Origin of the sequence: Streptomyces sp. ATCC 21386 (assembly GCF_018728545.1) — a bacterium.
Classification (GTDB): Bacteria; Actinomycetota; Actinomycetes; order Streptomycetales; family Streptomycetaceae; genus Streptomyces.
Genome location: NZ_JAAVVL010000001.1, coordinates 1,945,435 through 1,967,378 on the forward strand (window position 1 = coordinate 1,945,435; position 21,944 = coordinate 1,967,378).

Here is a 21,944-nt window from a genome sequence, read left to right on the forward strand (position 1 = left end):
ACCCTGGAGGGCAGCCCACCCTGCCCCCGACTCCGAGGACCGACACCGCCGTGTTCGATACGCTCTCCGATCGCCTCTCAGCGACTTTCAAGAACCTGCGCGGCAAGGGGCGCCTTTCCGAGGCCGACATCGACGCCACGGCGCGCGAGATCCGCATCGCGCTCCTGGAAGCGGACGTCGCCCTGCCGGTCGTCCGGGGCTTCATCAAGAACGTCAAGGAGCGCGCGCTCGGCGCCGAGGTCTCCAAGGCGCTCAACCCGGCCCAGCAGGTCCTCAAGATCGTCAACGAGGAGCTGGTCGGGATCCTCGGCGGCGAGACCCGCCGTCTGCGCTTCGCCAAGCAGCCGCCGACCGTGATCATGCTCGCGGGTCTCCAGGGTGCCGGTAAGACGACCCTCGCGGGCAAGCTGGGCCGCTGGCTGAAGGAGCAGGGCCACTCGCCGCTCCTCGTCGCCTGCGACCTCCAGCGCCCGAACGCCGTCAACCAGCTCAGCGTGGTCGCCGAGCGCGCCGGCGTCGCGGTCTACGCCCCCGAGCCGGGCAACGGCGTGGGCGACCCGGTCAAGGTGGCCAAGGACTCCATCGAGTTCGCGAAGTCGAAGGTCCACGACATCGTGGTCGTCGACACCGCGGGCCGCCTGGGCATCGACCAGGAGATGATGCAGCAGGCCGCCGACATCCGGGACGCGGTCTCCCCGGACGAGATCCTCTTCGTCGTCGACGCGATGATCGGTCAGGACGCCGTCAACACGGCGGAGGCCTTCCGGGACGGCGTCGGCTTCGACGGCGTGGTCCTGTCCAAGCTCGACGGTGACGCCCGCGGTGGTGCCGCCCTGTCGATCGCCTCGGTCACCGGCAAGCCGATCATGTTCGCGTCGAACGGCGAGAAGCTCGACGAGTTCGACGCGTTCCACCCGGACCGGATGGCCTCCCGCATCCTCGACATGGGTGACCTGCTCACCCTGATCGAGCAGGCGGAGAAGACCTTCAGCCAGGAAGAGGCCGCCAAGATGGCCTCCAAGCTGGCGTCCAAGAAGGGGCAGGACTTCACGCTCGACGACTTCCTGGCCCAGATGGAGCAGGTCAGGAAGATGGGCAGCATCAGCAAGCTGCTCGGCATGCTGCCCGGCATGGGGCAGATCAAGGACCAGATCAACAACATCGACGAGCGTGACGTCGACCGCACGGCCGCGATCATCAAGTCGATGACCCCGGCCGAGCGCCAGGAGCCGACGATCATCAACGGCTCGCGCCGCGCCCGTATCGCCAAGGGCTCCGGTGTCGAGGTCAGTGCGGTGAAGAACCTCGTCGAGCGGTTCTTCGAGGCCCGCAAGATGATGTCCCGTATGGCCCAGGGCGGCGGCATGCCCGGGATGCCGGGGATGCCCGGCATGGGCGGTGGCCCCGGCCGGACCAAGAAGCAGCCCAAGCAGGCCAAGGGCAAGCAGCGTTCGGGCAACCCGATGAAGCGCAAGCAGCAGGAGCAGGAGGAGGCCGCGCGCCGGGCCGCCGCGGCCCAGGGCGGCGCCTTCGGACTGCCGGGCCAGCAGGCCGGTCAGGACTTCGAGCTGCCGGACGAGTTCAAGAAGTTCATGGGCTGAGGCCCGGGACGGCAGACGCCGCGTGACCGGCCGGGGGGTGTGGCCGGGCGCGCGGCGCCGGGTTGCCGTGTGCGTGGACGGCATGGGTGTGGTGTCGCTCGTGGTGCTCCTGCTGGCAACCCCCGTACGCGGATGTGTTGTTCCCCTGGACGATGCGTCAGGTTAGGCGCGCGGCACGGCACTTGACCAAGGGAAAGCGCTATCGGCCCGCTTTCTTCACACCATTCGCAACACCGTTCACACCCGCGTCGGAAGACGTGGCGAAGACCTTCTCAGGGTGTCCGCGCGATCAGGTAGCGGAACACGTTCGGCATCCAGACCGTCCCGTCCCGACGGCGGTGCGGATGCAGCGCCTCGGTCAGTTCCTTGTCCACCTGGTCCTGGTCCGTGGCCCCGATCGCCGCGTCGAACAGCCCGGTCGACAGCAGCCCACGCACGGCGTTGTCCACGTTGGCGTACCCGAACGGGCAGGCCACCCGTCCGGAGCCGTCAGGCTTCAGCCCGGCCCGCTGGGCGACCTCCTCCAGGTCGTCCCGCAGCGCCGGACGCCAACTGCCGGCGCTGCGCAGCGGATCGGCGAGCTTCGTGGCCACGCGGAGCACCGCGGACGTGGTGCAGCGCTCCGGTGGGCCCCAGCCGGCGAGGACCACGGGGGTGCCGCGCTCCGCGAGCGGGGGCGTGGCGGCGAGCAGCTCGCCGAGCCCTTCGGAGTCCCCGGCCAGACAGCCGATCGGCTCGAAGGCGGTCACCAGGTTGTAGAGCGGTTCACCGGGCGCACGGGCCACGTCCTCGGGAACACCGTCGACGACACGGGTGCCGGCGCCCGCGCGCGTGCCCCAGGACTCCGGCCGCAGCCGCTCCCGTGCCAGGGCCGTTCTCTCCGGGGCCGTCGAGTCGACGCCGGTGACCGCGGCTCCCCGCCCCGCCGCCATCAGCAGCGCGAGCCCCGACCCGCAGCCGAGGCCGAGCAGCCGTGTACCGCTACCGACGTCGAGGCGCCGGTACACGGCCTCGTACAGCGGTACCAGCATCCGCTCCTGGATCTCCGCCCAGTCACGCGCGCGTGCACACCGGTCCACGCGGGTTGTCCTTCCCGCGCGAGGCAGTTGCTGCCGCACGAGCGTAGGTGTCATATCGAAAGCGCCCCAATCCGCCGTGAGTTGCTGTTGCCGGATTTCCTGGCCCCCGTGGCAGTGCGCGCTCGCACTCCCCCCGTATGCCAGGTAACTCCGCACCAGGCGTGCCGTCCAGGGGTCTCGGACACCGTTCTGCGAACTGTCCAGGGAAGGAAAAAAGAATTCACATCGCCGCAATATGCCCCCGTACCATTCGGCCATGGCAAAGGCACCCGTTCTCACGCCGCGCGCGCACGACTTCCCGCGCTGGTACCAGGATCTGATCACCAAGGCCGAACTGGCCGACAACGGTCCGGTGCGCGGCACCATGGTCATCCGACCGTACGGGTACGGCCTCTGGGAGCGGATGCAGCAGGAGATGGACGCCCGGATCAAGGAGACGGGCACGCAGAACGCGTACTTCCCGCTTCTGATCCCGCAGTCGTACCTCACCCGCGAGGCCGAACACGTCGAGGGTTTCGCGCCCGAGCTGGCGGTCGTGACGCACGGGGGCGGCAAGGACCTCGAAGAGCCCGCGGTGGTCCGCCCCACCTCCGAGATGATCATCAACGCCTCCTTCTCGAAGTGGGTGCAGAGCTACCGCGACCTCCCCCTGCTGATCAACCAGTGGGCCAACGTGGTCCGCTGGGAGCTGCGCCCCCGCCTCTTCCTCCGCACGAGCGAATTCCTCTGGCAGGAGGGCCACACGGCGCACGCGACGTACGAGGAGGCGCGCGACTTCGCCGCGCACATCCACCGGGAGGTCTACGAGGACTTCATGGTGAACGTGCTCGCGATGGACGTCGTCCCCGGCCGCAAGACCGTCAAGGAGCGTTTCGCCGGCGCGATCAACACCCTCACGCTCGAAGGCATGATGGGCGACGGAAAGGCCTTGCAGATGGCCACCAGCCACGAACTCGGCCAGAACTTCGCCAAGGCCTTCAACACCCGCTACCTGTCGAAGGACGGCACGCAGGAACTCGTCTGGCAGACCTCCTGGGGATCCACCACCCGCATGATCGGCGCCCTGGTGATGATGCACGGCGACGACGCCGGTCTCCGCGTCCCGCCCCGGCTGGCCCAGGTCCAGGCTGTCGTCGTCGCGATCAAGGGCGACGACGCGGTTCTGGCCAAGGTCCGCGACATCGGCGCGCGTCTGAAGGCGGCGGGCGTTCGCGTCCAGGTGGACGACCGTACGGACGTCCCGTTCGGCCGCCGAGCCGTCGACTGGGAACTGAAGGGCGTGCCCGTACGCATCGAGGTCGGCCCCCGTGACCTGGAGAACGGCACCGCGATGCTCGCCCGCCGCATTCCGGGCGGCAAGGAGCCGGTCGCGCTCGACTCGCTCGTGCACCTGCTCCCCACCGTCCTGGAGGAGGACCAGGCGCTCCTGCTGCGGCAGTCGCGCGAACGGCGCGAGTCCCGGACGACCGACGTCGCCACGCTCGAGGAGGCGATCGAGGCGGCCACGGCCGGCGGCTGGGCGCGGATCCCCTGGTCGACGCTGGGCGAGGACGGCGAGAACCGGCTCGGGGAGCACGCCGTGACCGTACGGTGTCTGGTCGCCGAGGACGGGTCGGTGCCCGACTCCTACGACGCACCCGGTAACGTCGCCGTCGTGGCGCGCGCTTACTAGAGCACCCCGCTCCGCCGGGAGAGCGACCGAAACGTCCCTTGCGCATCTGCCGAACTCAGGTGCCCCGGCGCGCGGAACTCGTCTACGCGCCGGGGCGTACGTGTGCCTACGTACCGCCTTGTGGCGAGCTGCGAGGCTTCTCCGCAGATCAGCGCACCCGCCCTCGTCAGGACGCACTAGTGGCAACTGACGGGTACGTGCAAAATATTTGGGATGGCCCGGAATCGGAACACAGGGGCACTCAGGCTCGTTGTCATTACGTGAGCACGACACAGACACCACCTGTTCTCGCCGCAGAACTGGCACAGGCGTGGGCCGACATTCAACGGCACCACCCCGAGCTGCCGGATCTTGCCGCTCCCGAGTCCCTGATCGGAGAGTCGTCGTCCGCCTGCGGGCACGAACTCTCCTTCGAGCGACTGCTCCATGAGGCAGTCCATGGCATCGCCGCCGCGCGTGGGGTCCGCGACACCTCACGTGCCGGCCGGTACCACAACCGCAGATTCCTCGCGATCGCCGAGGAGCTCGGCCTCGACCACCCCGAGGAACCGCATCCCAGCAGCGGTTTCTCGCTGGTCACGCTCAATCCCGAGGCCAAGCGTCGCTATCGCCCGACCATCGACCGACTGCAGCGCGCACTCAAGGCCCACACCGCCGCGACCTCCGCGGACACGGCCCGCAGCTTCCGGGGTCCGGCCGCCCGGCACGGCTCCTCCGGCGGCGGCGTCCGCGTCAAGGCCGTGTGCGACTGTGGCCGCAACGTCCGCGTGGTCCCGTCCGTACTCGCCCAGGCACCCATCGTCTGCGGCGGCTGCGGCAAGCCCTTCCGGATCCCGGAGGTCGTGGGCGCGGCGTGAGACGAGGGCGAGCCGAGGAGACGGCGAGCTGAACAGACGGCTGCTCGTGGCAGCCGTATCCGGTTCGCGGTCGGTCTGTGGTCCGCCCTCGCCGCGGGCAGTCGTGCCGCTGCGGTGGCACGGGTGGATGCGGGCGGCACCCGGTGAACGAGTCCTGACGCCGGGTGCCGCTTCGGCATGACCGCGTGCACTCCCGGTGAGAGGCGAACCCCAGCGTGTGGCACAATGGCTAGCTGTACTCGACAGTCGCACAGGACCCCTCTCTCCTCCGGCTGACGCGTCCATCGGGCACTCGGGTACCGCAACCCCACGCGGCTCTCTCGCCGTGCCCAACCACGTCAAATCCAGGAGAACCCACTCCCGTGGCAGTCAAGATCAAGCTGAAGCGTCTGGGCAAGATCCGTTCGCCTCACTACCGCATCGTCGTCGCCGACTCCCGCACCCGCCGTGACGGCCGTGCGATCGAGGAGATCGGCAAGTACCACCCGACGTACAACCCGTCGGTCATCGAGGTCGACGAGGAGCGCGTCGCGTACTGGCTGGGTGTCGGCGCGCAGCCGACCGAGCCCGTGCTCGCCATCCTGAAGAAGACCGGCGACTGGCAGAAGTTCAAGGGCGAGCCCGCCCCGGCGCCGCTGCTCGTGGCTCAGCCGAAGTCCTCGCGCCCGTCGTTCGAGGCCCTGGGCGGCGACGACGAGGGCAAGGGTGAGGCGATCACCCAGAAGAAGAAGGCCGACAAGAAGGACGAGGCCGCGGCTGAGTCTTCCGCGTCTGAGCCGACCGAGGCCTGAGCATGCTCGAGGAGGCTCTCGAGCACCTCGTCAAGGGCATCGTCGACTACCCCGACGATGTGCAGGTCGCTTCCCGCAACCTGCGCCGTGGGCGCGTACTCGAGGTCCGGGTCCACCCCGACGACCTCGGCAAGGTGATCGGTCGTAACGGCCGTACCGCCCGCGCCCTGCGTACCGTCGTGGGCGCCATCGGCGGCCGCGGTGTCCGCGTCGACCTCGTCGACGTGGACCACGTCCGCTGACGAACATCGCAGCACCGGCTCGGGCCGGGGAGGGCCACTCGGCCGTCCCCGGCCCGTAGTCGTATGCGTGGTATCAGTCCTATGCGTTGCATGAGTTGTATGACAGGAGATCGAGCACAGTGCAGCTCGTAGTCGCACGGATCGGCCGCGCCCACGGCATCAAGGGCGAGGTCACTGTCGAGGTCCGCACCGACGAACCGGAACTCCGGCTCGGCCCCGGCGCCGTCCTGCTCACGGACCCCGCCTCGACGGGCCCCCTCACCATCGAGACCGGACGAGTCCACAGCGGCCGGCTGCTCCTGCGCTTCGAGGGCGTCCGGGACCGCAACGCCGCCGAGGCCCTCCGCAACACCCTGCTGATCGCGGAGGTGGATCCGGAGGAACTGCCGGAGGAGGAGGACGAGTACTACGACCACCAGCTGATGGACCTGGACGTGGTCACCAAGGACGGCGTCGAGGTCGGCAGGATCACCGAGATCTCGCATCTGCCCTCCCAGGACCTGTTCATCGTCGAACGGCCCGACGGGAGCGAGGTGATGATCCCGTTCGTCGGGGAGATCGTCACCGAGATCGATCTGGAGGAGCAGAAGGCGGTCATCGACCCGCCGCCCGGTCTGATCGACGACCAGGCGGAGATCGCGTCCTCCCGGGACGAGTCCTGATGCGGCTCGACGTCGTCACGATCTTCCCCGAGTACCTCGAACCCCTGAACGTCTCCCTCGTCGGCAAGGCCCGCGCCCGTGGGCAGCTCCAGGTGCACGTCCACGACCTGCGGGACTGGACGTACGACCGGCACAACACGGTCGACGACACCCCGTACGGCGGCGGCCCCGGCATGGTCATGAAGACCGACCCCTGGGGCTGCGCGCTCGACGACGTGCTGGCTCAGGGATACGAGACGGGATCCGCCCGGCCGGCCCTCATCGTCCCCACCCCCAGCGGCCGCCCCTTCACCCAGGCGCTCGCCGTCGAACTCTCCGAGCGCCCCTGGCTGGTCTTCACGCCGGCGCGCTACGAGGGCATCGACCGGCGTGTGATCGACGAGTACGCCACCCGCATGCCGGTGTACGAGGTGTCCATCGGTGACTACGTCCTCGCCGGCGGCGAGGCGGCCGTCCTCGTCGTCACCGAGGCCGTGGCACGACTGCTGCCCGGCGTCCTCGGCAACGCCGAGTCCCACCGCGACGACTCCTTCGCGCCCGGCGCCATGGCCAACCTCCTGGAGGGGCCGGTGTACACCAAGCCCCCCGAGTGGCGCGGCCGGGACATCCCCGAGGTGCTGCTCAGCGGCCACCACGGCAGGATCGCGCGCTGGCGACGGGACGAGGCGCTGAAGCGCACGGCCGCCAACCGGCCCGACCTCATCGAGCGCTGCGACCCCAAGGCCTTCGACAAGAAGGACCGCGAGATGCTCTCCATCCTGGGCTGGGCGCCGGATCCGGAGGGGGCACCCCACGGCCGATTTTGGCGGCGGCCCGAGGGCGTGGAACAATAGGCCGCTGTTGTGCGTCGTCCGGCGCGCGCCCCTGCCACAGGGGGACACGACGCCCGCCCCGACCCGGACAGCATCCTCTCGTAACACCTAGCTCCCGCCTATGACCTGTGGCATGGGCGAAGAAAGCAGACGAAATGTCTCACCTGCTCGACTCCCTCGACTCCGCGTCGCTGCGGAGCGACATCCCGGCGTTCCGCCCGGGTGACACCGTCAACGTCCACGTGCGCGTCATCGAGGGCAACCGCTCCCGTGTGCAGCAGTTCAAGGGCGTCGTCATCCGTCGCCAGGGCGCCGGTGTCCGCGAGACCTTCACGGTCCGCAAGGTCTCGTTCTCCGTCGGCGTCGAGCGCACCTTCCCGGTGCACACCCCGATCGTCGAGAAGATCGAGCTCGTCACCCGCGGTGACGTCCGTCGCGCCAAGCTGTACTACCTGCGCGAGCTGCGCGGCAAGGCGGCGAAGATCAAGGAGAAGCGCGACAACTGATCGCGCGTTCGAGTCACCAAGGTCGTCGCACCGGGGCCGGATACGATCTGGCCCCGATGGACACCGAAGCACAGCAGTACATGGAGCGCGACCGTTCCCCCCGCCCTTCCGGCGCGGAGGTCTCCGAGGAGATCTCCGCCACAGGAGGGTCGGAGGAGCGGTCGCGTTTCGCGTGGGTGGACCGGACCACCGCGCGGGTGCCGGGCGGGGGATACACCCTGACCGTGCTGATCTGCCTGCTCTTTCTGACGCTCTTCAGCAACTTCGTGATGCAGCCGTTCCAGATTCCCAGCAGCTCCATGACCCACTCATTGAGGATCGGGGACCGCGTTCTCGTAAATAAGTTGGCGTACCGTTTCGGATCTGAGCCGCGGCGCGGTGACGTCGTCGTGTTCGACGGCACCGGCTATTTCGGGAACGCCGACTACGTCAAGCGCGTTGTCGGCGTGGGGGGAGACCGGGTGGTCTGCTGCGACCAGGAGGGGAGGCTTGAGGTGAACGGCCGGTGGGTCGACGAGTCGTCGTTTCTGTACCCGGGCGACAGCCCGTCGAACGTCCCCTTCGACGTGGTCGTCCCCGAGGACAGACTGTTCCTCCTCGGCGACCACCGCAGTGACTCCAGTGACTCCCGTGACCATCTCGGGTCCCCCGGCGGCGGCATGGTCCCCCTGGACTCCGTGATCGGCAGGGCCGAGTGGATCGTCTGGCCCGCCGACCGCTGGACGCGTCTGCACCGCCCCGACGCGTACGCACGCGTGCCCGCCGCCGGCGGTGCGCATGGGTAACCGCGGCAAACCCCGCGGTGCCGCTCCCAGCACCCCGGCCGACAATCTGCTGCCCACCGGTACGCGCCGCTCCGGCGGCGCCGCCCGGCCGAGCCGCGTCGAGCGACGGAAACTCGCCCGCAAGATCAAGCGGCGCAGACGGCGTTCGGCGGTCAAGGAGATCCCGCTCCTCGTCGGTGTCGCCGTCCTGATAGCCCTCGTCCTCAAGACGTTCCTCGTCCAGGCGTTCGTGATCCCGTCGGGCTCCATGGAGCAGACGATCCAGATCGGCGACCGCGTCCTGGTCGACAAGCTCACGCCCTGGTTCGGCTCCAAACCCACCCGTGGGGACGTCGTCGTCTTCAAGGACCCGGGCGGCTGGCTGGAGGACGAGCAGACGACGATCGCCACCGAGGACCCGATCGTCATCAAGCAGATAAAGGAAGGCCTGCAGTTCATCGGCCTGCTCCCGTCCGACGACGAGAAGGACCTGATCAAACGCGTCGTCGCGGTCGGTGGTGACACCGTCAAGTGCTGTGACACCCAGGGGCGCGTCACGGTCAACGGCATGCCCCTGGACGAGACGGCGTACATCCACCCCGGCAACCAGCCCTCGACCCAGCGGTTCGAGGTGACCGTGCCGCAGGGCCGCCTGTGGGTGATGGGCGACCATCGGGAGAACTCCGCCGACTCGCGCGCCCACCAGTCCGACGATTCGAAGACGGCTCAGTTCGGCGGTACGGTGCCGGAGGACTCCGTCGTCGGCCGGGCGGTCGTCATCGCCTGGCCGGTCGGTCACTGGGGGCAGTTGGAGGAACCTGACACGTTCTCAGCCGTGCCGAGCGGGTCGACCATTGCCCTCGGCGCTTCGCATAGGGTGGCCCCCGCGGATCGAAACGGATTGATCCCCCTCCCGACCCCTGCGGAACTCCCGCTCGTTATGGGAGTGGTGGGCCTGCACCGGTTGTGGCGCGGGCGGCGGTACGGAGTGAGGAGTGGATGTGGGGGATTTGGCGGTCGGCGCACGGTCGGGACACGGTGGTTCCGAAGAACGGCCGGAGCGATCCGACGAGGCGGCTTCCCCGGCCGCGGAGAACGTGGAGGACGTGGAGAACGCGGTGAATTCCGAGGGTCCGGCCGGCTCCGGGAGTGACTCCCCGGACGGCGAAGCGACGGACGGCGAGGACGGCCCCCGGACCTCGGCCGACGACGGCGACCAGGACGAGCGGCCCAAGAAGAAGCAGCGCTCCTTCTGGAAGGAACTGCCGATCCTGATCGGCATCGCGCTGGTGCTCGCACTGCTGATCAAGACGTTCCTGGTGCAGGCGTTCTCCATCCCCTCCGCCTCGATGCAGAACACCCTGCAGGAGGGCGACCGGGTCCTGGTCGACAAGCTCACCCCGTGGTTCGGCTCGGAGCCCGAGCGCGGCGAGGTCGTCGTCTTCCACGACCCGGACGGCTGGCTGGACGGCGAGCCCACCCTGGAGCCCAACGCCGTGCAGCGGGTCCTCGGCTGGATCGGTCTGATGCCGTCCGCCGAGGAGAAGGACCTCATCAAGCGTGTCGTCGGCGTGGCCGGCGACACCGTGGAGTGCAAGGGCACCGGCCCGCTCAAGGTCAACGGCAAGGCGCTGAACGAGCCGTACGTCTACCCCGGCAACACCCCCTGCACCGTCGACGACACCGGCGGTCAGTTCAAGGTGAAGGTGCCCGAGGGCAAAATCTGGGTCATGGGTGACCACCGCCAGAACTCGCTGGACTCCCGCTACCACCAGAACGACAGCAACAAGGGCATGGTCCCGGTGAGCCAGGTCGTGGGCCGCGCCATCGTGGTCGCCTGGCCGCCCACCCGCTGGTCCACGCTGCCGGTTCCCGACACCTTCGAGCAGAACCTGAGTGCCGCCGCCCCCGGAGCGCTCGGCCTCGCGGGCGCGGTGCCGCTGGTGCTGTGGCGCCGGCGCCGCCTTCTGGCCACCGAAAGCCCGAGGGTTTCTGGCACGGGTACCGCCGGGTAGGGTGCGGTCCCAGATCGCCGATCTTCCGTGGCCCGCCCGGGCCAGGAGGGCCGATTCTCCGACCTGGGGAGCACTGGGATGAGCGGGACCACAAGTCGTACGGACGAGGGCCGCGGACGGCTCGGCAGCAAGCTGTCGGGGCTGGCCGTGGCCCTCGGCTGTGTCCTCTTCCTGGGCGGCTTCCTGTGGGGCGCGGTCGCCTACGCGCCCTACACCGTGCCCACCGACTCGATGTCGCCCACCATCACCTCCGGGGACCGCATACTCGCCGAGCGGGTGGACGGCTCCGAGATCAGGCGCGGTGACGTCGTGGTCTTCCGGCAGGAGACCTGGGGCAACGCCCCCATGGTCAAGCGCGTCGTCGCGGTCGGCGGGGACACGGTCGCCTGCTGCACCGACGGCAAGCTGACCGTCAACGGCAAGCAGATCGACGAGGGCTACCTCCCCGAGGGTGAGCAGGCCGAGCTGACCGGGATCCCCGAGATCACCGTCCCCAAGGGCCGGCTGTTCCTCCTCGGCGACGAGCGCAGCGGTTCCCTGGACTCCACCGCCCACCTGACGGAGGCGGGCAACGGGACGGTGCCGCGCAGCCATGTGGACGCGCGCGTGGACGCCGTCGTCTGGCCCATGGACGGCATGCTGGCCCGCCCCACGGGCTTCGAGAAGCTGGGCGCGCTGTCCTCTCCGGGCCCGCTGCGGCTGATCACCACCGCGCTGGTTGTGGGCATGGTGCTCGTGCTGGGCGGCGCGGCCTACGGGCCCGTCGCCAAGCGGTTCGGCGGACGCGGCCGTACGACGCAGCCGGAGCCCGCCGGTGTCGGCTGAGGGCACGGTCGGGGGCACGGGGGACACGTACGAGGGCGGGCTGCGCAGGGTGGCCCGGGTGATCCTGCTGGATCCGCGGGAGCGCGTCCTGCTGCTGCACGGGCACGAGCCGGACGATCCTGCCGACGACTGGTGGTTCACGCCGGGCGGCGGTGTGGAGGGCACGGAGACCCGGGAGGAGGCCGCTCTGCGGGAGCTCGTGGAGGAGACCGGGATCACGGACGTGGAGCTCGGCCCTGTGCTCTGGCGGCGGATGTGCTCCTTCCCCTTCGCCGGGCGCCGCTGGGACCAGGACGAGTGGTACTACCTCGCCAGGACCCCCGAGGCGCACGAGGTCGTGCCTGTCGCCGCCGGCCTCACCGAGCTGGAACGGCGCAGTGTGGCCGGAGCGCGCTGGTGGACGTGCGGGGAACTGGCCCGGACGCATGAGACGGTGTACCCGACCAGACTCGCCGAACTGCTTCGCACACTGCTCGACGAGGGTCCCCCCGCCAGACCCGTGGTCCTCGACACCGAAATTGTCTAGGGGATCGCGGGACTGACGCACAATGGTGGGATCGCACGGCTGAAGGGGAACATGCCATGAGCGCCGAGGACCTCGAGAAGTACGAGACCGAGATGGAGCTGAAGCTCTACCGGGAGTACCGCGATGTCGTCGGTCTGTTCAAATACGTGATTGAGACCGAGCGGCGTTTCTACCTCACCAATGACTACGAGATGCAGGTGCACTCGGTCCAGGGTGAGGTGTTCTTCGAGGTGTCGATGGCGGATGCCTGGGTGTGGGACATGTATCGGCCGGCTCGCTTCGTGAAGCAGGTGCGGGTGCTCACGTTCAAGGACGTGAACATCGAGGAGCTGAACAAGAGCGATCTGGAGCTGCCGGGCAGCTGAGAGTGGCTCGGGGATGAGGTGCCGTCATTCGTGTGGGTGGTGAAGATATCCACAATCGGCAGTCTGTCCACCAAGATCCACTAGCGGGCTGAGCCGCCCTCAGTGTTGGCGCCGGAGGTGGTGCCGACATGAGCGAGGCACGAGGTGACGGTGCGCGCCGAAGCGAGGCGCGGGGCGGACAAGGCCGGGGCAAGAGCGCGCGGGGCGCGCTCGGGAAATACGGCGAGGACCTGGCCGCGCGGCGGCTGGTCGAGGCCGGGATGACGGTCCTGGAGCGCAACTGGCGCGGCGGGCGGTCGGGTGAGATCGACATCGTGGCGCGTGACGGGGACGCGCTGGTCGTCTGCGAGGTGAAGACCCGCAGGGCCGGCCCGTTCGAACACCCGATGGCCGCGGTCACGCCGACCAAGGCGGAACGGCTGCGCCGCCTCGCCGAACGCTGGCTCCAGGAACACGGGGGGAGCCCGCCGGGCGGCGTCCGCATCGACGTCGTCGGCGTCGTCCTGCCCGACCGCGGCGCCCCCGTCGTGGAGCATGTGCGGGGGGTGGCCTGATGGGATTCGCCCGCACATGCTCCGTGGCCCTCGTCGGCGTCGAGGGCGTCGTGGTCGAGGTCCAGGCCGACCTGGAACCTGGCGTGGCGGCCTTCACCCTGGTGGGACTGCCGGACAAGAGCCTGACGGAGAGCAAGGATCGGGTCAGGGCGGCGGTGGTGAATTCGGGCTGCGCATGGCCGCAGAAAAAGCTCACGGTGGGGTTGAGTCCGGCGTCGGTCCCGAAGAGCGGCAGCGGATTCGATCTTGCCATCGCGGCCGCGACGCTAGGCGCGGCAGAGCGGATCGATCCACGGGTGCTCGCCGACATCGTCATGATCGGAGAGCTGGGGCTGGACGGCCGGGTCAGGGCGGTCCGAGGCGTCCTGCCCGCGGTGCTCGCGGCAGCCGACGCCGGATACGAGCAGGTAGTGGTGCCCGAGTGCGCGGTGCCCGAGGCCTCGCTGGTCCCCGGGGTGTCCGTCCTGGGCGTACGTAGCCTTCGCCAGTTGATCGCCGTGCTCACGGACGAGCCCGTGCCCGAAGAGGATCCGGTCCTGGGCGACATCCGCCCGGACCCGTTCCTCGCGGGCCTCTCGCTCCCCGGAACCGGCCTCGGGACGGGCTTGGGCGGCGACGAGCAGCCACGCGACCTTGCCGACGTGGCCGGTCAGCACACGGCGCGGGCGGCCCTGGAGGTCGCCGCGGCGGGCAGGCACCACATCTTCTTCAAGGGGCCTCCGGGGGCGGGCAAAACCATGCTCGCCGAGCGCCTGCCGGGTCTGCTCCCGAGGCTGAACTCGCAGGAGTCTCTGGAGGTCACTGCCGTCCACTCGGTTGCCGGCACCCTGCCACCGGGGCACCCGCTGGTCGACAAGCCGCCGTACTGCGCTCCGCACCACTCGGCGACCATGGCCTCGTTGATCGGCGGCGGCACCGGGCTGCCGCGCCCCGGAGCCGTTTCCCTGGCACACCACGGGGTGCTCTTCATGGACGAGGCCGCGGAATTCCACAGCAGCGTGCTGGACTCCTTGCGTCAGCCCCTGGAATCAGGACACGTGGTGGTCGCCCGGGCGGCCGGGATGTTGAGAATGCCCGCGAGGTTCGTCATGGTCCTGGCTGCTAATCCCTGCCCCTGCGGCCGACATGGCGTGGGGCACGACATCTGCGAGTGCAGGCCCTCCTCGATCAAGCGGTACAGGGCCCGGTTGTCCGGTCCGCTCATGGACCGCGTCGACCTGAGGGTCACCGTGCAGCAGGTGGCGAGGGCCGAGTTGCTGAGCCTGCACACCGGTGCCGAGTCCACAGAAACGGTGGCCGCACGGGTCCGCACCGCACGGGAGCGGGCGGCCAAGCGGTATGAGGGCACACCCTGGCGGACGAACAGCGAGGTCCCCGGGCATGAGCTCCGTACGCGATGGCACGTGCAGCCCGGGGCGTTGCGCAAGGCCGAGGACGATCTGGACCGAGGTCTGCTGACTGCACGCGGCCTGGACCGTGTGCTGAGGGTCGCCTGGACGGTCGCGGATCTCGCCGGGCGCGACCGTCCCTCGGAGCGCGACGTGAACTGGGCGCTGGAACTGCGCACCGGCATTCGACGCGGTGCCGTCCTGGAGGGGGCCGGCACGTGACGGACGACGAGCGGCTCGCTCGTGTCGCCCTGACGAGGATCGTCGAGCCCGGCGACGAGGTCGGCGGACGGTGGCTGCGACAGTACGGCGCCCTGACGACACTCCAGCGCCTGACAACGGAGGACGAGCCCCTGCCCTGGGTCACCCCCAAACGTTGGGAGGCGCTCCGGGCACGAGCCGACCACATCCGCCCCGAGCGTGACCTCGAGGACGCGGCGGCGGCCGGAGTCCGTTTCCTCATCCCCGGGGACGGGGAGTGGCCCCAGCAGCTTGATGATCTCGGGGACGGGCGGCCCGTGGGGTTGTGGGTGCGGGGGAACGCCAACGTGCGGATGTGGGCGTTGCGGTCGGTGGCCGTCGTGGGGGCGCGGGCCTGCACGGAGTACGGCGCACACATGGCGGCGTCCCTGGCCGCGGATCTTGCCGAGCGGGGGTGGGTGGTGGTGTCCGGGGGCGCGTACGGCGTGGACGGCGCCGCGCACCGGGGCGTGCTCGGGGTCGGCGGAGCGACCGTCGCCGTGCTGGCCTGCGGGGTGGACCGGCCGTATCCCCGAGGGCACGTCCAGCTGATCGGCAGGATCGCGGAACAGGGGCTCGTGGTAGGGGAGTTGCCGCCCGGAGAACACCCGACGCCGAGCCGGTTCATCCAGCGGAACCGGGTCATCGCCGCGCTCACCAGGGGCACCGTGGTCGTGGAGGCGGCCTACCGCAGTGGCTCGCTGGTCACGGCGCGGGCGGCACAGCGGCTGGGCCGGTTCGCCATGGGGGTGCCGGGCCCCGCCACCTCGACGCTCTCGGCCGGCGTGCACGACCTGCTGCGGAATGACGCCGTCCTCGTCTCCGACGCGGCGGAAGTCGTCGAGCTGGTGGGTGACATGGGAGAGCTGGCGCCCGACCGCCGAGGCCCCGTCCTCCCTCGTGACCTGCTGGAACCCGGCGCGCGGCAGGTGCTGGCCGCGTTGCCGGGGCGAGGGAGCGCGGCCCCCGGCGAGATCGCGCGCGGCGCGGGCACGACCGTGGACGACGCGGTCGGGAGACTGTACGAACTGCGCGCACTCGGTTACGTCGAACGACACGGCGACAGCTGGAAGTTGACACGCCAGGCGATGATCTCGGTCTCGCCCGATCGGAGGTCGGGTTGACGGAGTGTGTTCGGCCGTCCGGGGGAACGCCGACGGCCTTGCTGTTTCCGGCAGTTGACGCGCCGAAGCGGTCAGACCCCGCGATCGCCGAGCCCTGGTGCGGCGTCCAGCGGAACGTATCTGCGCACCGGCGATCCCTCGGCCTTCGCGCACTGCGACTCCTCAGTCACGCTACGCTCACGAGGATTCCGACTCAGGACAGGCAACTCGACATCAGACCGACAGCTCACCCAGGCATCCCCAGTTCACGGCAGAACGGCACAAGGCGACGAATGCCCCAGCACACCTCCGGGTCTGACCGGGCGGCGGTACCCTCCGCCGCTCGCGGCACCGTGCGCCCATCCGCCCCCTCGACACTCGACGAGCTGTGGCGGACGTACAAGACGACGGGCGACGACCGGCTGCGCGAGCAGCTGATCCTGCACTACTCACCGCTGGTGAAGTATGTGGCGGGCCGGGTGAGCGTCGGCCTGCCGACCAATGTCGAGCAGGCGGACTTCGTCTCCTCCGGGGTCTTCGGGCTCATCGACGCGATCGAGAAGTTCGACATCGACCGGGAGATCAAGTTCGAGACCTACGCGATCACCCGGATCCGGGGCGCCATGATCGACGAACTGCGCGCGCTGGACTGGATCCCCCGGTCGGTGCGGCAGAAGGCCCGCAACGTCGAGCGGGCCTACGCCACGCTGGAGTCGCGGCTCAGACGCACTCCGAGCGAGGGCGAGGTCGCTGCCGAGATGGGCATCGCGGTCGACGAACTCCACTCGGTCTTCAGCCAGTTGTCGCTGGCCAACGTGGTCGCTCTGGAGGAGCTGCTGCACGTCGGGGGCGAGGGCGGCGACCGGCTGAGTCTGATGGACACGCTGGAGGACACCGCCGCGGACAACCCCGTCGAGGTCGCGGAGGATCGGGAGCTGCGCCGCTTCCTGGCGCGGGCCATCAACACGCTGCCCGAGCGTGAGAAGACCGTCGTCACGCTCTACTACTACGAGGGGCTCACCCTCGCGGAGATCGGGAACGTGCTGGGCGTCACCGAGAGCCGGGTGAGCCAGATCCACACGAAGTCCGTGCTGCAGCTGCGGGCGAAACTGGCGAGTTTCGGCCGTTGACCCACGTGATCCGGCCGAATGTCGGGGTGTGGTCCGGGTGGAGGGGCGGGCCGGTGGACCGGGTGCGGGCGGCTGCGGGCCCCGGTGGGTGGCGTAGGGCCGTCCATGGTCGTCCGAAGGTGGTCGACGACCATCCGTGGAGCGGACGGCGGTCGCCCGGCGACCGCCCGGCGATCGTCCGACGGCCGTCGGACGGTTGTCGGCGAGGGCGCGTCGGGAGAGGCACTCCCGTGGGTGGCGGTCCGTCCGTAGAGTGGATGTCGTGCCAAGGATTCGAGCGGCCTCCGTGGCCGAGCACCGGTCGATGCAGCGAGCCGCCCTGCTGGACGCGGCTCGATCGCTGTTGTCCGAGGGAGGGACGGAGGCGTTGACGTTCCCCGCGCTCGCCGAACGTACGGGGCTGGCGCGGTCGTCCGTGTACGAGTACTTCCGCTCGCGGGCCGCCGTCGTCGAGGAGCTGTGCCAGGTCGACTTTCCCGTCTGGGCGGCGGAGGTCGAGGCCGCGATGGCCGCGGTCGAGCGGCCCGAGGGCAAGGTCGAGGCGTACGTCCGCAAGCAGCTGGAGCTGGTCGGGGACCGGCGGCACCGGGCCGTGGTGGCGATCTCGGCGAGTGAGCTGGACGCCGGCGCGCGGGAGAAGATCCGGGCTGCGCACGGGGGGCTCGTCGCGATGATCGTGGATGCGCTGGCGGAGCTCGGGCAGGCTGAGCCCCGGTTGGGCGCGATGTTGCTCCAGGGAGTCGTGGACTCGGCCGTGCGGCGGATCGAGCTGGGGGCCGCGGAGGATCCGGCGGTGATCACCGAGGCCGCCGTGGGGATGGCTCTGCGGGGGGTGCGGGGCTGAGCCCTCTGGGCCGGGTCGTTCGGACCGTTCGGGCCGTCGGAACACTGGGCGCCTGCGGTTACGCCAGGGGAAGCAGGCGTGAAGGCCCCCGACGGAGCAGCCACGGCGGGAGCAGCGCGAGCGGGTCCAGGTAGCTGTCACCTCTGCGCAGGCCCCAGTGGAGGCATGCCGCCGGACAGTGGGAAGGGGTGGCCTCCAAAGTGCCCAAGAGGGTGCCCGCCGTCACCGCGTCCCCCTTCCTCACCGAGGTCCGCACCGGTTCGTAGGTCGTGCGCAGGGGCGGGTCGCCGGTGCCGGTCAGTTCGATCGAGACGACTCCCCGGCCCGCCACCCGGCCGGCGAACGCGACGCGTCCCGGGGCCACCGCGCGAACCGGGGAACCGGCCGGTGCGGAGAGGTCGACGCCCCGGTGGCCTCGTGCGTAAGGGGTGGGCGGGGGCTCCCAGGCCCGGGCCACCAGGGGGCGCAGGCCGACGGGCCAGGCGCGCGCCACGGCCGGGACGGGCTCCACGGCGGGGACGGGCTCCACGGCCCCCGGTGGTGCCGGGGCGGCGTCCTGTCCCGGGGCCGCGCGGGGCGCGGTCGTCCAGGCCGTGAGCAGAAGCGCCGGCAGCAGGCACAGCAGCAGGGCCCGCCACGGGCGTACACGTGGCGGGGATGTGCCCCCGTGAGTCAGCTGGTGGATCATCTGGTGAGGCTTCTCGTCAGGCATCTCGTCGGACATGGGGGAAGCGTCCCGCGAGTGGCGCGATCATGGCCGGGATCTGTGGACTACTCGTCGGTTGTGGATATCGGCGTCACCCGGGACCTCGCGGGTCCCGTACACTTCTGGTGGCGATCCGGGTCACCGGGTCGACTTCGCACGCCCCGGTACGAGGTCCGTCAGATTCGTCAGACGGTCTGTATCAGCGCCCCTCGGTCCTCAGTGGCAACGGCGCATCGCGGGCGTCAGGCGCGGGAGCCGTCCGGTTCTCGCGGCACAACCGAGAAATTCAAGGAGAACGGCCATGGCCGTCGTCACGATGCGGGAGCTGCTGGAGAGCGGCGTCCACTTCGGTCACCAGACCCGTCGCTGGAACCCGAAGATGAAGCGCTTCATCTTCACCGAGCGCAACGGCATCTACATCATCGACCTGCTCCAGTCGCTGTCGTACATCGACCGCGCCTACGAGTTCGTCAAGGAGACCGTCGCCCACGGCGGCACGGTCATGTTCGTCGGCACGAAGAAGCAGGCGCAGGAGGCCATCGCCGAGCAGGCCACCCGCGTCGGCATGCCCTACGTCAACCAGCGCTGGCTGGGCGGCATGCTCACCAACTTCTCGACCGTCTACAAGCGTCTGCAGCGCCTTAAGGAGCTCGAGCAGATCGACTTCGAGGATGTCGCGTCGTCGGGTCTGACCAAGAAGGAGCTCCTGGTCCTCTCGCGTGAGAAGGCCAAGCTGGAGAAGACCCTCGGTGGTATCCGCGAGATGCAGAAGGTGCCCAGCGCCGTCTGGATCGTGGACACCAAGAAGGAGCACATCGCGGTCGGCGAGGCCCGGAAGCTCAACATCCCGGTCGTCGCCATCCTCGACACCAACTGCGACCCCGACGAGGTCGACTACAAGATCCCCGGCAACGACGACGCGATCCGCTCCGTCACGCTGCTCACCCGTGTGATCGCCGACGCGGTCGCCGAGGGTCTCATCTCCCGCTCCCGTGTCGCCACCGAGGGCAAGGGCGACAAGGCCGCGGGCGAGCCGCTGGCCGCCTGGGAGCGCGACCTGCTCGAGGGCGAGAAGAAGGCCGACGAGGCCCCGGCCGCCGCTGAGGCCCCGGCTGCCGCTGAGGCTCCGGCTGCCGCCGAGGCACCGGCCGAGGCCGCTGCCGAGGCCCCCGCCGCCGAGGCTCCGGCCGCGGACGCCGAGCAGGCCTGACCTTCACGGTCGTAGGGCTGTCGACATGACGGCGGGTGGCGCCGACCGCGCCACCCGCCGTTCACCCGCAGCCCGTAGATCTTCGGCGGGCGCCCGCCCTACGAGCGGCGGCGGACGCCGACTTCGAGACTTCGAACTCCGAGAAGAGATTCACAGATCATGGCGAACTACACCGCCGCCGACGTCAAGAAGCTCCGCGAGCTCACCGGCGCCGGCATGATGGACTGCAAGAAGGCGCTGGACGAGGCCGAGGGCAACGTCGACAAGGCCGTCGAGGCCCTGCGCATCAAGGGCCAGAAGGGCGTCGCCAAGCGCGAGGGCCGCTCCGCCGAGAACGGCGCCGTGGTCTCCCTCATCGCTGACGACAACACCTCTGGTGTCCTCGTCGAGCTGAAGTGCGAGACGGACTTCGTCGCCAAGGGCGAGAAGTTCCAGGCCGCCGCGAACGCCATCGCCGCGCACGTCGCCGCGACCTCCCCGGCCGACCTCGACGCCCTGCTCGCCTCCGAGATCGAGGCCGGCAAGACCGTCCAGGCGTACGTCGACGAGGCCAACGCCAACCTCGGCGAGAAGATCGTCCTCGACCGCTTCGCGCAGTTCGCCGACGGCTTCGTCTTCGCCTACATGCACCGCACCATGCCCGACCTGCCCCCGCAGATCGGTGTCCTGGTCGAGCTGGACAAGGCCGACGCCGACCTCGCCAAGGGTGTCGCCCAGCACATCGCCGCCTTCGCGCCGAAGTACCTCTCCAAGGAGGACGTGCCGGCCGAGGTCGTCGAGTCCGAGCGCCGCGTCGCCGAGGAGACCACCCGCGCCGAGGGCAAGCCCGAGGCCGCCCTGCCGAAGATCGTCGAGGGTCGCCTCAACGGCTTCTTCAAGGACGCCACGCTGCTCGGTCAGCCCTACGCGCTGGACAACAAGAAGTCCGTCCAGAAGGTCCTGGACGAGGCCGGTGTCACCCTGAAGCGCTTCACGCGCATCAAGGTCGGCATCTGAGTCCGTTACGCGACCAGCGCCCGGCCCCGATAGGGTCGAGTGCAGTCGTTCGCGTACGCCGCCCCGTGCGCGCGTGACGCGATGCGGACGACAGCAGATCTGACGAGGAGGCCATTGCCGCGCATGGGATGCGAACACCACCCCACCGGCAATGGCCTTCTTCGTATGTGCGACACGTAAAGAGGCGAGATCTCCATGACCACCAAGCCCCAGAAGAGCGACGACGGCAAATTGAGCGGCCGGTTTCTGCTGAAGCTGTCCGGAGAGGCGTTCTCCGGGGGCGGTGGCCTCGGCGTCGACCCAGACGTGGTGCACGCGATCGCCCGGGAGATCGCGGCCGTCGTACGCGACGGCGCGGAGATCGCCGTCGTCATCGGCGGCGGCAACTTCTTCCGCGGCGCCGAACTCCAGCAGCGCGGCATGGACCGGGCCCGCTCCGACTACATGGGCATGCTCGGCACGGTCATGAACTGCCTCGCCCTCCAGGACTTCCTGGAGAAGGAGGGCATCGACAGCCGCGTCCAGACCGCCATCACCATGGGCCAGGTCGCCGAGCCGTACATCCCGCTGCGCGCCGTGCGCCACTTGGAGAAGGGCCGTGTGGTCATCTTCGGCGCCGGTATGGGCATGCCCTACTTCTCCACCGACACCACCGCCGCGCAGCGCGCCCTGGAGATCGACGCCGAGGCGCTGCTGATGGGCAAGAACGGCGTGGACGGGGTCTACGACTCCGACCCCAAGACCAACCCGGACGCGGTCAAGTTCGACTCCCTCGGCTACGGCGAGGTCATCACCCGCGAGTTGAAGGTCGCCGACGCCACCGCGATCACGCTCTGCCGTGACAACAAGCTCCCGATCCTCGTGTTCGAGCTTCTCAAGGAGGGCAATATCGCGCGGGCCGTCAAGGGTGAGAAGATCGGCACTCTCGTGGGTGATCAGGGAAGCCGGGCCTGACCGGGTCCTTCCCCTGCCCGGGGGACGGAGCCTGACCGGGGGATGGACAATGTCCTGCCGGTCGGGAACCGTGCAGGAACAAGACGCGACGCAGCCGGCCGC

23 protein-coding genes and 1 pseudogene are annotated in these 21,944 nt (G+C 69.7%); 22 read left to right on the top strand and 2 right to left on the bottom strand.

What is annotated here, in order from left to right:
- Positions 1 to 50: 50 nt before the first annotated feature.
- On the top strand, positions 51 to 1,601 hold the full coding sequence (ffh, locus tag GWK25_RS08545; RefSeq protein ID WP_215449196.1) for a signal recognition particle protein: 1,551 nt from the start codon (positions 51 to 53) through the stop codon (positions 1,599 to 1,601).
- A 272-nt stretch (positions 1,602 to 1,873) separates the two neighbouring features.
- Here the strand turns inward: ffh and GWK25_RS08550 are convergent, their stop codons facing one another.
- On the bottom strand, positions 1,874 to 2,734 hold the full coding sequence (locus GWK25_RS08550) for an SAM-dependent methyltransferase (RefSeq protein WP_215449197.1): 861 nt from the start codon (positions 2,732 to 2,734) through the stop codon (positions 1,874 to 1,876).
- Between the two features lie 202 nt (positions 2,735 to 2,936).
- Here GWK25_RS08550 and proS point away from each other — a divergent pair, with 202 nt between their 5' ends.
- The 18 genes and pseudogenes from proS to GWK25_RS08640 all read left to right on the top strand — a co-directional run bounded on the left by proS (position 2,937) and on the right by GWK25_RS08640 (position 17,976).
- Positions 2,937 to 4,352 carry a proline--tRNA ligase gene (proS, locus tag GWK25_RS08555; protein ID WP_215449198.1) on the top strand — a complete coding sequence of 472 codons (1,416 nt, stop codon included), beginning with the start codon at positions 2,937 to 2,939 and terminating at the stop codon, positions 4,350 to 4,352.
- Between the two features lie 260 nt (positions 4,353 to 4,612).
- Complete coding sequence (locus GWK25_RS08560; protein ID WP_033526923.1) at positions 4,613 to 5,209, top strand: hypothetical protein; 597 nt, start codon at positions 4,613 to 4,615, stop codon at positions 5,207 to 5,209.
- 362 nt (positions 5,210 to 5,571) lie between these two features.
- On the top strand, positions 5,572 to 6,000 hold the full coding sequence (gene rpsP, locus GWK25_RS08565) for a 30S ribosomal protein S16 (RefSeq protein ID WP_215449199.1): 429 nt from the start codon (positions 5,572 to 5,574) through the stop codon (positions 5,998 to 6,000).
- Positions 6,001 to 6,002: 2 nt separating this feature from the next.
- Positions 6,003 to 6,242, top strand: coding sequence for an RNA-binding protein (locus GWK25_RS08570; RefSeq protein ID WP_033526925.1), 240 nt, complete (start codon positions 6,003 to 6,005; stop codon positions 6,240 to 6,242).
- A 119-nt stretch (positions 6,243 to 6,361) separates the two neighbouring features.
- Positions 6,362 to 6,904 (top strand): ribosome maturation factor RimM, encoded by a 543-nt coding sequence (rimM, locus tag GWK25_RS08575; protein ID WP_215449200.1) that lies wholly within the window; start codon positions 6,362 to 6,364, stop codon positions 6,902 to 6,904.
- Positions 6,904 to 7,737 carry a tRNA (guanosine(37)-N1)-methyltransferase TrmD gene (gene trmD / locus GWK25_RS08580; RefSeq protein WP_215449201.1) on the top strand — a complete coding sequence of 278 codons (834 nt, stop codon included), beginning with the start codon at positions 6,904 to 6,906 and terminating at the stop codon, positions 7,735 to 7,737. Before rimM ends, trmD begins: the two co-directional genes overlap by 1 nt.
- 134 nt (positions 7,738 to 7,871) lie before the next feature.
- Positions 7,872 to 8,222, top strand: coding sequence for a 50S ribosomal protein L19 (gene rplS / locus GWK25_RS08585; protein WP_033526928.1), 351 nt, complete (start codon positions 7,872 to 7,874; stop codon positions 8,220 to 8,222).
- Between the two features lie 56 nt (positions 8,223 to 8,278).
- Positions 8,279 to 9,007 carry a signal peptidase I gene (gene lepB / locus GWK25_RS08590; RefSeq protein ID WP_215449202.1) on the top strand — a complete coding sequence of 243 codons (729 nt, stop codon included), beginning with the start codon at positions 8,279 to 8,281 and terminating at the stop codon, positions 9,005 to 9,007.
- Positions 9,000 to 10,100: pseudogene (gene lepB, locus GWK25_RS08595) on the top strand (signal peptidase I); the annotation flags it as partial. The gene lepB (GWK25_RS08590) and the pseudogene lepB (GWK25_RS08595), both read left to right, overlap by 8 nt.
- Positions 9,988 to 11,001 (top strand): signal peptidase I, encoded by a 1,014-nt coding sequence (gene lepB / locus GWK25_RS08600; protein WP_374200600.1) that lies wholly within the window; start codon positions 9,988 to 9,990, stop codon positions 10,999 to 11,001. The pseudogene lepB (GWK25_RS08595) and the gene lepB (GWK25_RS08600), both read left to right, overlap by 113 nt.
- A gap of 78 nt (positions 11,002 to 11,079) precedes the next feature.
- Positions 11,080 to 11,826, top strand: a complete 747-nt coding sequence (gene lepB, locus GWK25_RS08605) for a signal peptidase I (RefSeq protein ID WP_215449204.1) — start codon at positions 11,080 to 11,082, stop codon at positions 11,824 to 11,826.
- A complete protein-coding gene (locus GWK25_RS08610) occupies positions 11,816 to 12,352 on the top strand; it encodes an NUDIX hydrolase (RefSeq protein WP_215449205.1) in 537 nt (178 codons plus the stop codon). Before lepB (GWK25_RS08605) ends, GWK25_RS08610 begins: the two co-directional genes overlap by 11 nt.
- Before the next feature lie 56 nt (positions 12,353 to 12,408).
- On the top strand, positions 12,409 to 12,717 hold the full coding sequence (locus GWK25_RS08615) for a DUF2469 domain-containing protein (protein ID WP_005311352.1): 309 nt from the start codon (positions 12,409 to 12,411) through the stop codon (positions 12,715 to 12,717).
- A 128-nt stretch (positions 12,718 to 12,845) separates the two neighbouring features.
- Positions 12,846 to 13,271 carry a YraN family protein gene (locus GWK25_RS08620; RefSeq protein WP_215449206.1) on the top strand — a complete coding sequence of 142 codons (426 nt, stop codon included), beginning with the start codon at positions 12,846 to 12,848 and terminating at the stop codon, positions 13,269 to 13,271.
- Positions 13,271 to 14,881 (top strand): YifB family Mg chelatase-like AAA ATPase, encoded by a 1,611-nt coding sequence (locus GWK25_RS08625; protein WP_215449207.1) that lies wholly within the window; start codon positions 13,271 to 13,273, stop codon positions 14,879 to 14,881. Before GWK25_RS08620 ends, GWK25_RS08625 begins: the two co-directional genes overlap by 1 nt.
- Positions 14,878 to 16,023, top strand: a complete 1,146-nt coding sequence (gene dprA, locus GWK25_RS08630; protein ID WP_215449208.1) for a DNA-processing protein DprA — start codon at positions 14,878 to 14,880, stop codon at positions 16,021 to 16,023. Before GWK25_RS08625 ends, dprA begins: the two co-directional genes overlap by 4 nt.
- Before the next feature lie 272 nt (positions 16,024 to 16,295).
- Complete coding sequence (whiG, locus tag GWK25_RS08635; protein WP_215449209.1) at positions 16,296 to 17,132, top strand: RNA polymerase sigma factor WhiG; 837 nt, start codon at positions 16,296 to 16,298, stop codon at positions 17,130 to 17,132.
- Positions 17,133 to 17,418: 286 nt separating this feature from the next.
- Positions 17,419 to 17,976: a TetR/AcrR family transcriptional regulator gene (locus GWK25_RS08640; RefSeq protein WP_215457272.1), complete on the top strand. Its 558-nt coding sequence runs from the start codon at positions 17,419 to 17,421 to the stop codon at positions 17,974 to 17,976.
- Positions 17,977 to 18,034: 58 nt separating this feature from the next.
- On the opposite strand, the gene GWK25_RS08645 is transcribed toward GWK25_RS08640, so the two are convergent.
- Entirely contained in the window at positions 18,035 to 18,688 is a 654-nt protein-coding gene (locus tag GWK25_RS08645; protein WP_374200691.1) for a M23 family metallopeptidase, read from the bottom strand.
- Between the two features lie 295 nt (positions 18,689 to 18,983).
- Between GWK25_RS08645 and rpsB the strand changes: the two genes are divergently transcribed.
- The 3 genes from rpsB to pyrH all read left to right on the top strand — a co-directional run bounded on the left by rpsB (position 18,984) and on the right by pyrH (position 21,842).
- Positions 18,984 to 19,892: a 30S ribosomal protein S2 gene (gene rpsB / locus GWK25_RS08650; protein ID WP_215449210.1), complete on the top strand. Its 909-nt coding sequence runs from the start codon at positions 18,984 to 18,986 to the stop codon at positions 19,890 to 19,892.
- 159 nt (positions 19,893 to 20,051) lie between these two features.
- Positions 20,052 to 20,888, top strand: coding sequence for a translation elongation factor Ts (gene tsf / locus GWK25_RS08655; RefSeq protein ID WP_184899862.1), 837 nt, complete (start codon positions 20,052 to 20,054; stop codon positions 20,886 to 20,888).
- 195 nt (positions 20,889 to 21,083) lie between these two features.
- A complete protein-coding gene (pyrH, locus tag GWK25_RS08660) occupies positions 21,084 to 21,842 on the top strand; it encodes a UMP kinase (RefSeq protein WP_045561445.1) in 759 nt (252 codons plus the stop codon).
- The last annotated feature ends 102 nt before the right edge of the window (positions 21,843 to 21,944 follow it).

Bases quoted from the DNA above. Each gene is read 5' to 3' on its own strand.
- whiG (WP_215449209.1), top strand. From the start codon at position 16,296: ATGCCCCAGCACACCTCCGGGTCTGACCGGGCGGCGGTACCCTCCGCC.
- pyrH (WP_045561445.1), top strand. From the start codon at position 21,084: ATGACCACCAAGCCCCAGAAGAGCGACGACGGCAAATTGAGCGGCCGG.
- lepB (WP_215449202.1), top strand. From the start codon at position 8,279: ATGGACACCGAAGCACAGCAGTACATGGAGCGCGACCGTTCCCCCCGC.
- GWK25_RS08615 (WP_005311352.1), top strand. From the start codon at position 12,409: ATGAGCGCCGAGGACCTCGAGAAGTACGAGACCGAGATGGAGCTGAAG.
- lepB (WP_215449204.1), top strand. From the start codon at position 11,080: ATGAGCGGGACCACAAGTCGTACGGACGAGGGCCGCGGACGGCTCGGC.
- GWK25_RS08645 (WP_374200691.1), bottom strand. From the start codon at position 18,688: ATGCCTGACGAGAAGCCTCACCAGATGATCCACCAGCTGACTCACGGG.
- GWK25_RS08570 (WP_033526925.1), top strand. From the start codon at position 6,003: ATGCTCGAGGAGGCTCTCGAGCACCTCGTCAAGGGCATCGTCGACTAC.
- trmD (WP_215449201.1), top strand. From the start codon at position 6,904: ATGCGGCTCGACGTCGTCACGATCTTCCCCGAGTACCTCGAACCCCTG.
- GWK25_RS08620 (WP_215449206.1), top strand. From the start codon at position 12,846: ATGAGCGAGGCACGAGGTGACGGTGCGCGCCGAAGCGAGGCGCGGGGC.
- GWK25_RS08625 (WP_215449207.1), top strand. From the start codon at position 13,271: ATGGGATTCGCCCGCACATGCTCCGTGGCCCTCGTCGGCGTCGAGGGC.
- tsf (WP_184899862.1), top strand. From the start codon at position 20,052: ATGGCGAACTACACCGCCGCCGACGTCAAGAAGCTCCGCGAGCTCACC.
- rplS (WP_033526928.1), top strand. From the start codon at position 7,872: ATGTCTCACCTGCTCGACTCCCTCGACTCCGCGTCGCTGCGGAGCGAC.
- proS (WP_215449198.1), top strand. From the start codon at position 2,937: ATGGCAAAGGCACCCGTTCTCACGCCGCGCGCGCACGACTTCCCGCGC.
- rpsB (WP_215449210.1), top strand. From the start codon at position 18,984: ATGGCCGTCGTCACGATGCGGGAGCTGCTGGAGAGCGGCGTCCACTTC.
- GWK25_RS08550 (WP_215449197.1), bottom strand. From the start codon at position 2,734: ATGACACCTACGCTCGTGCGGCAGCAACTGCCTCGCGCGGGAAGGACA.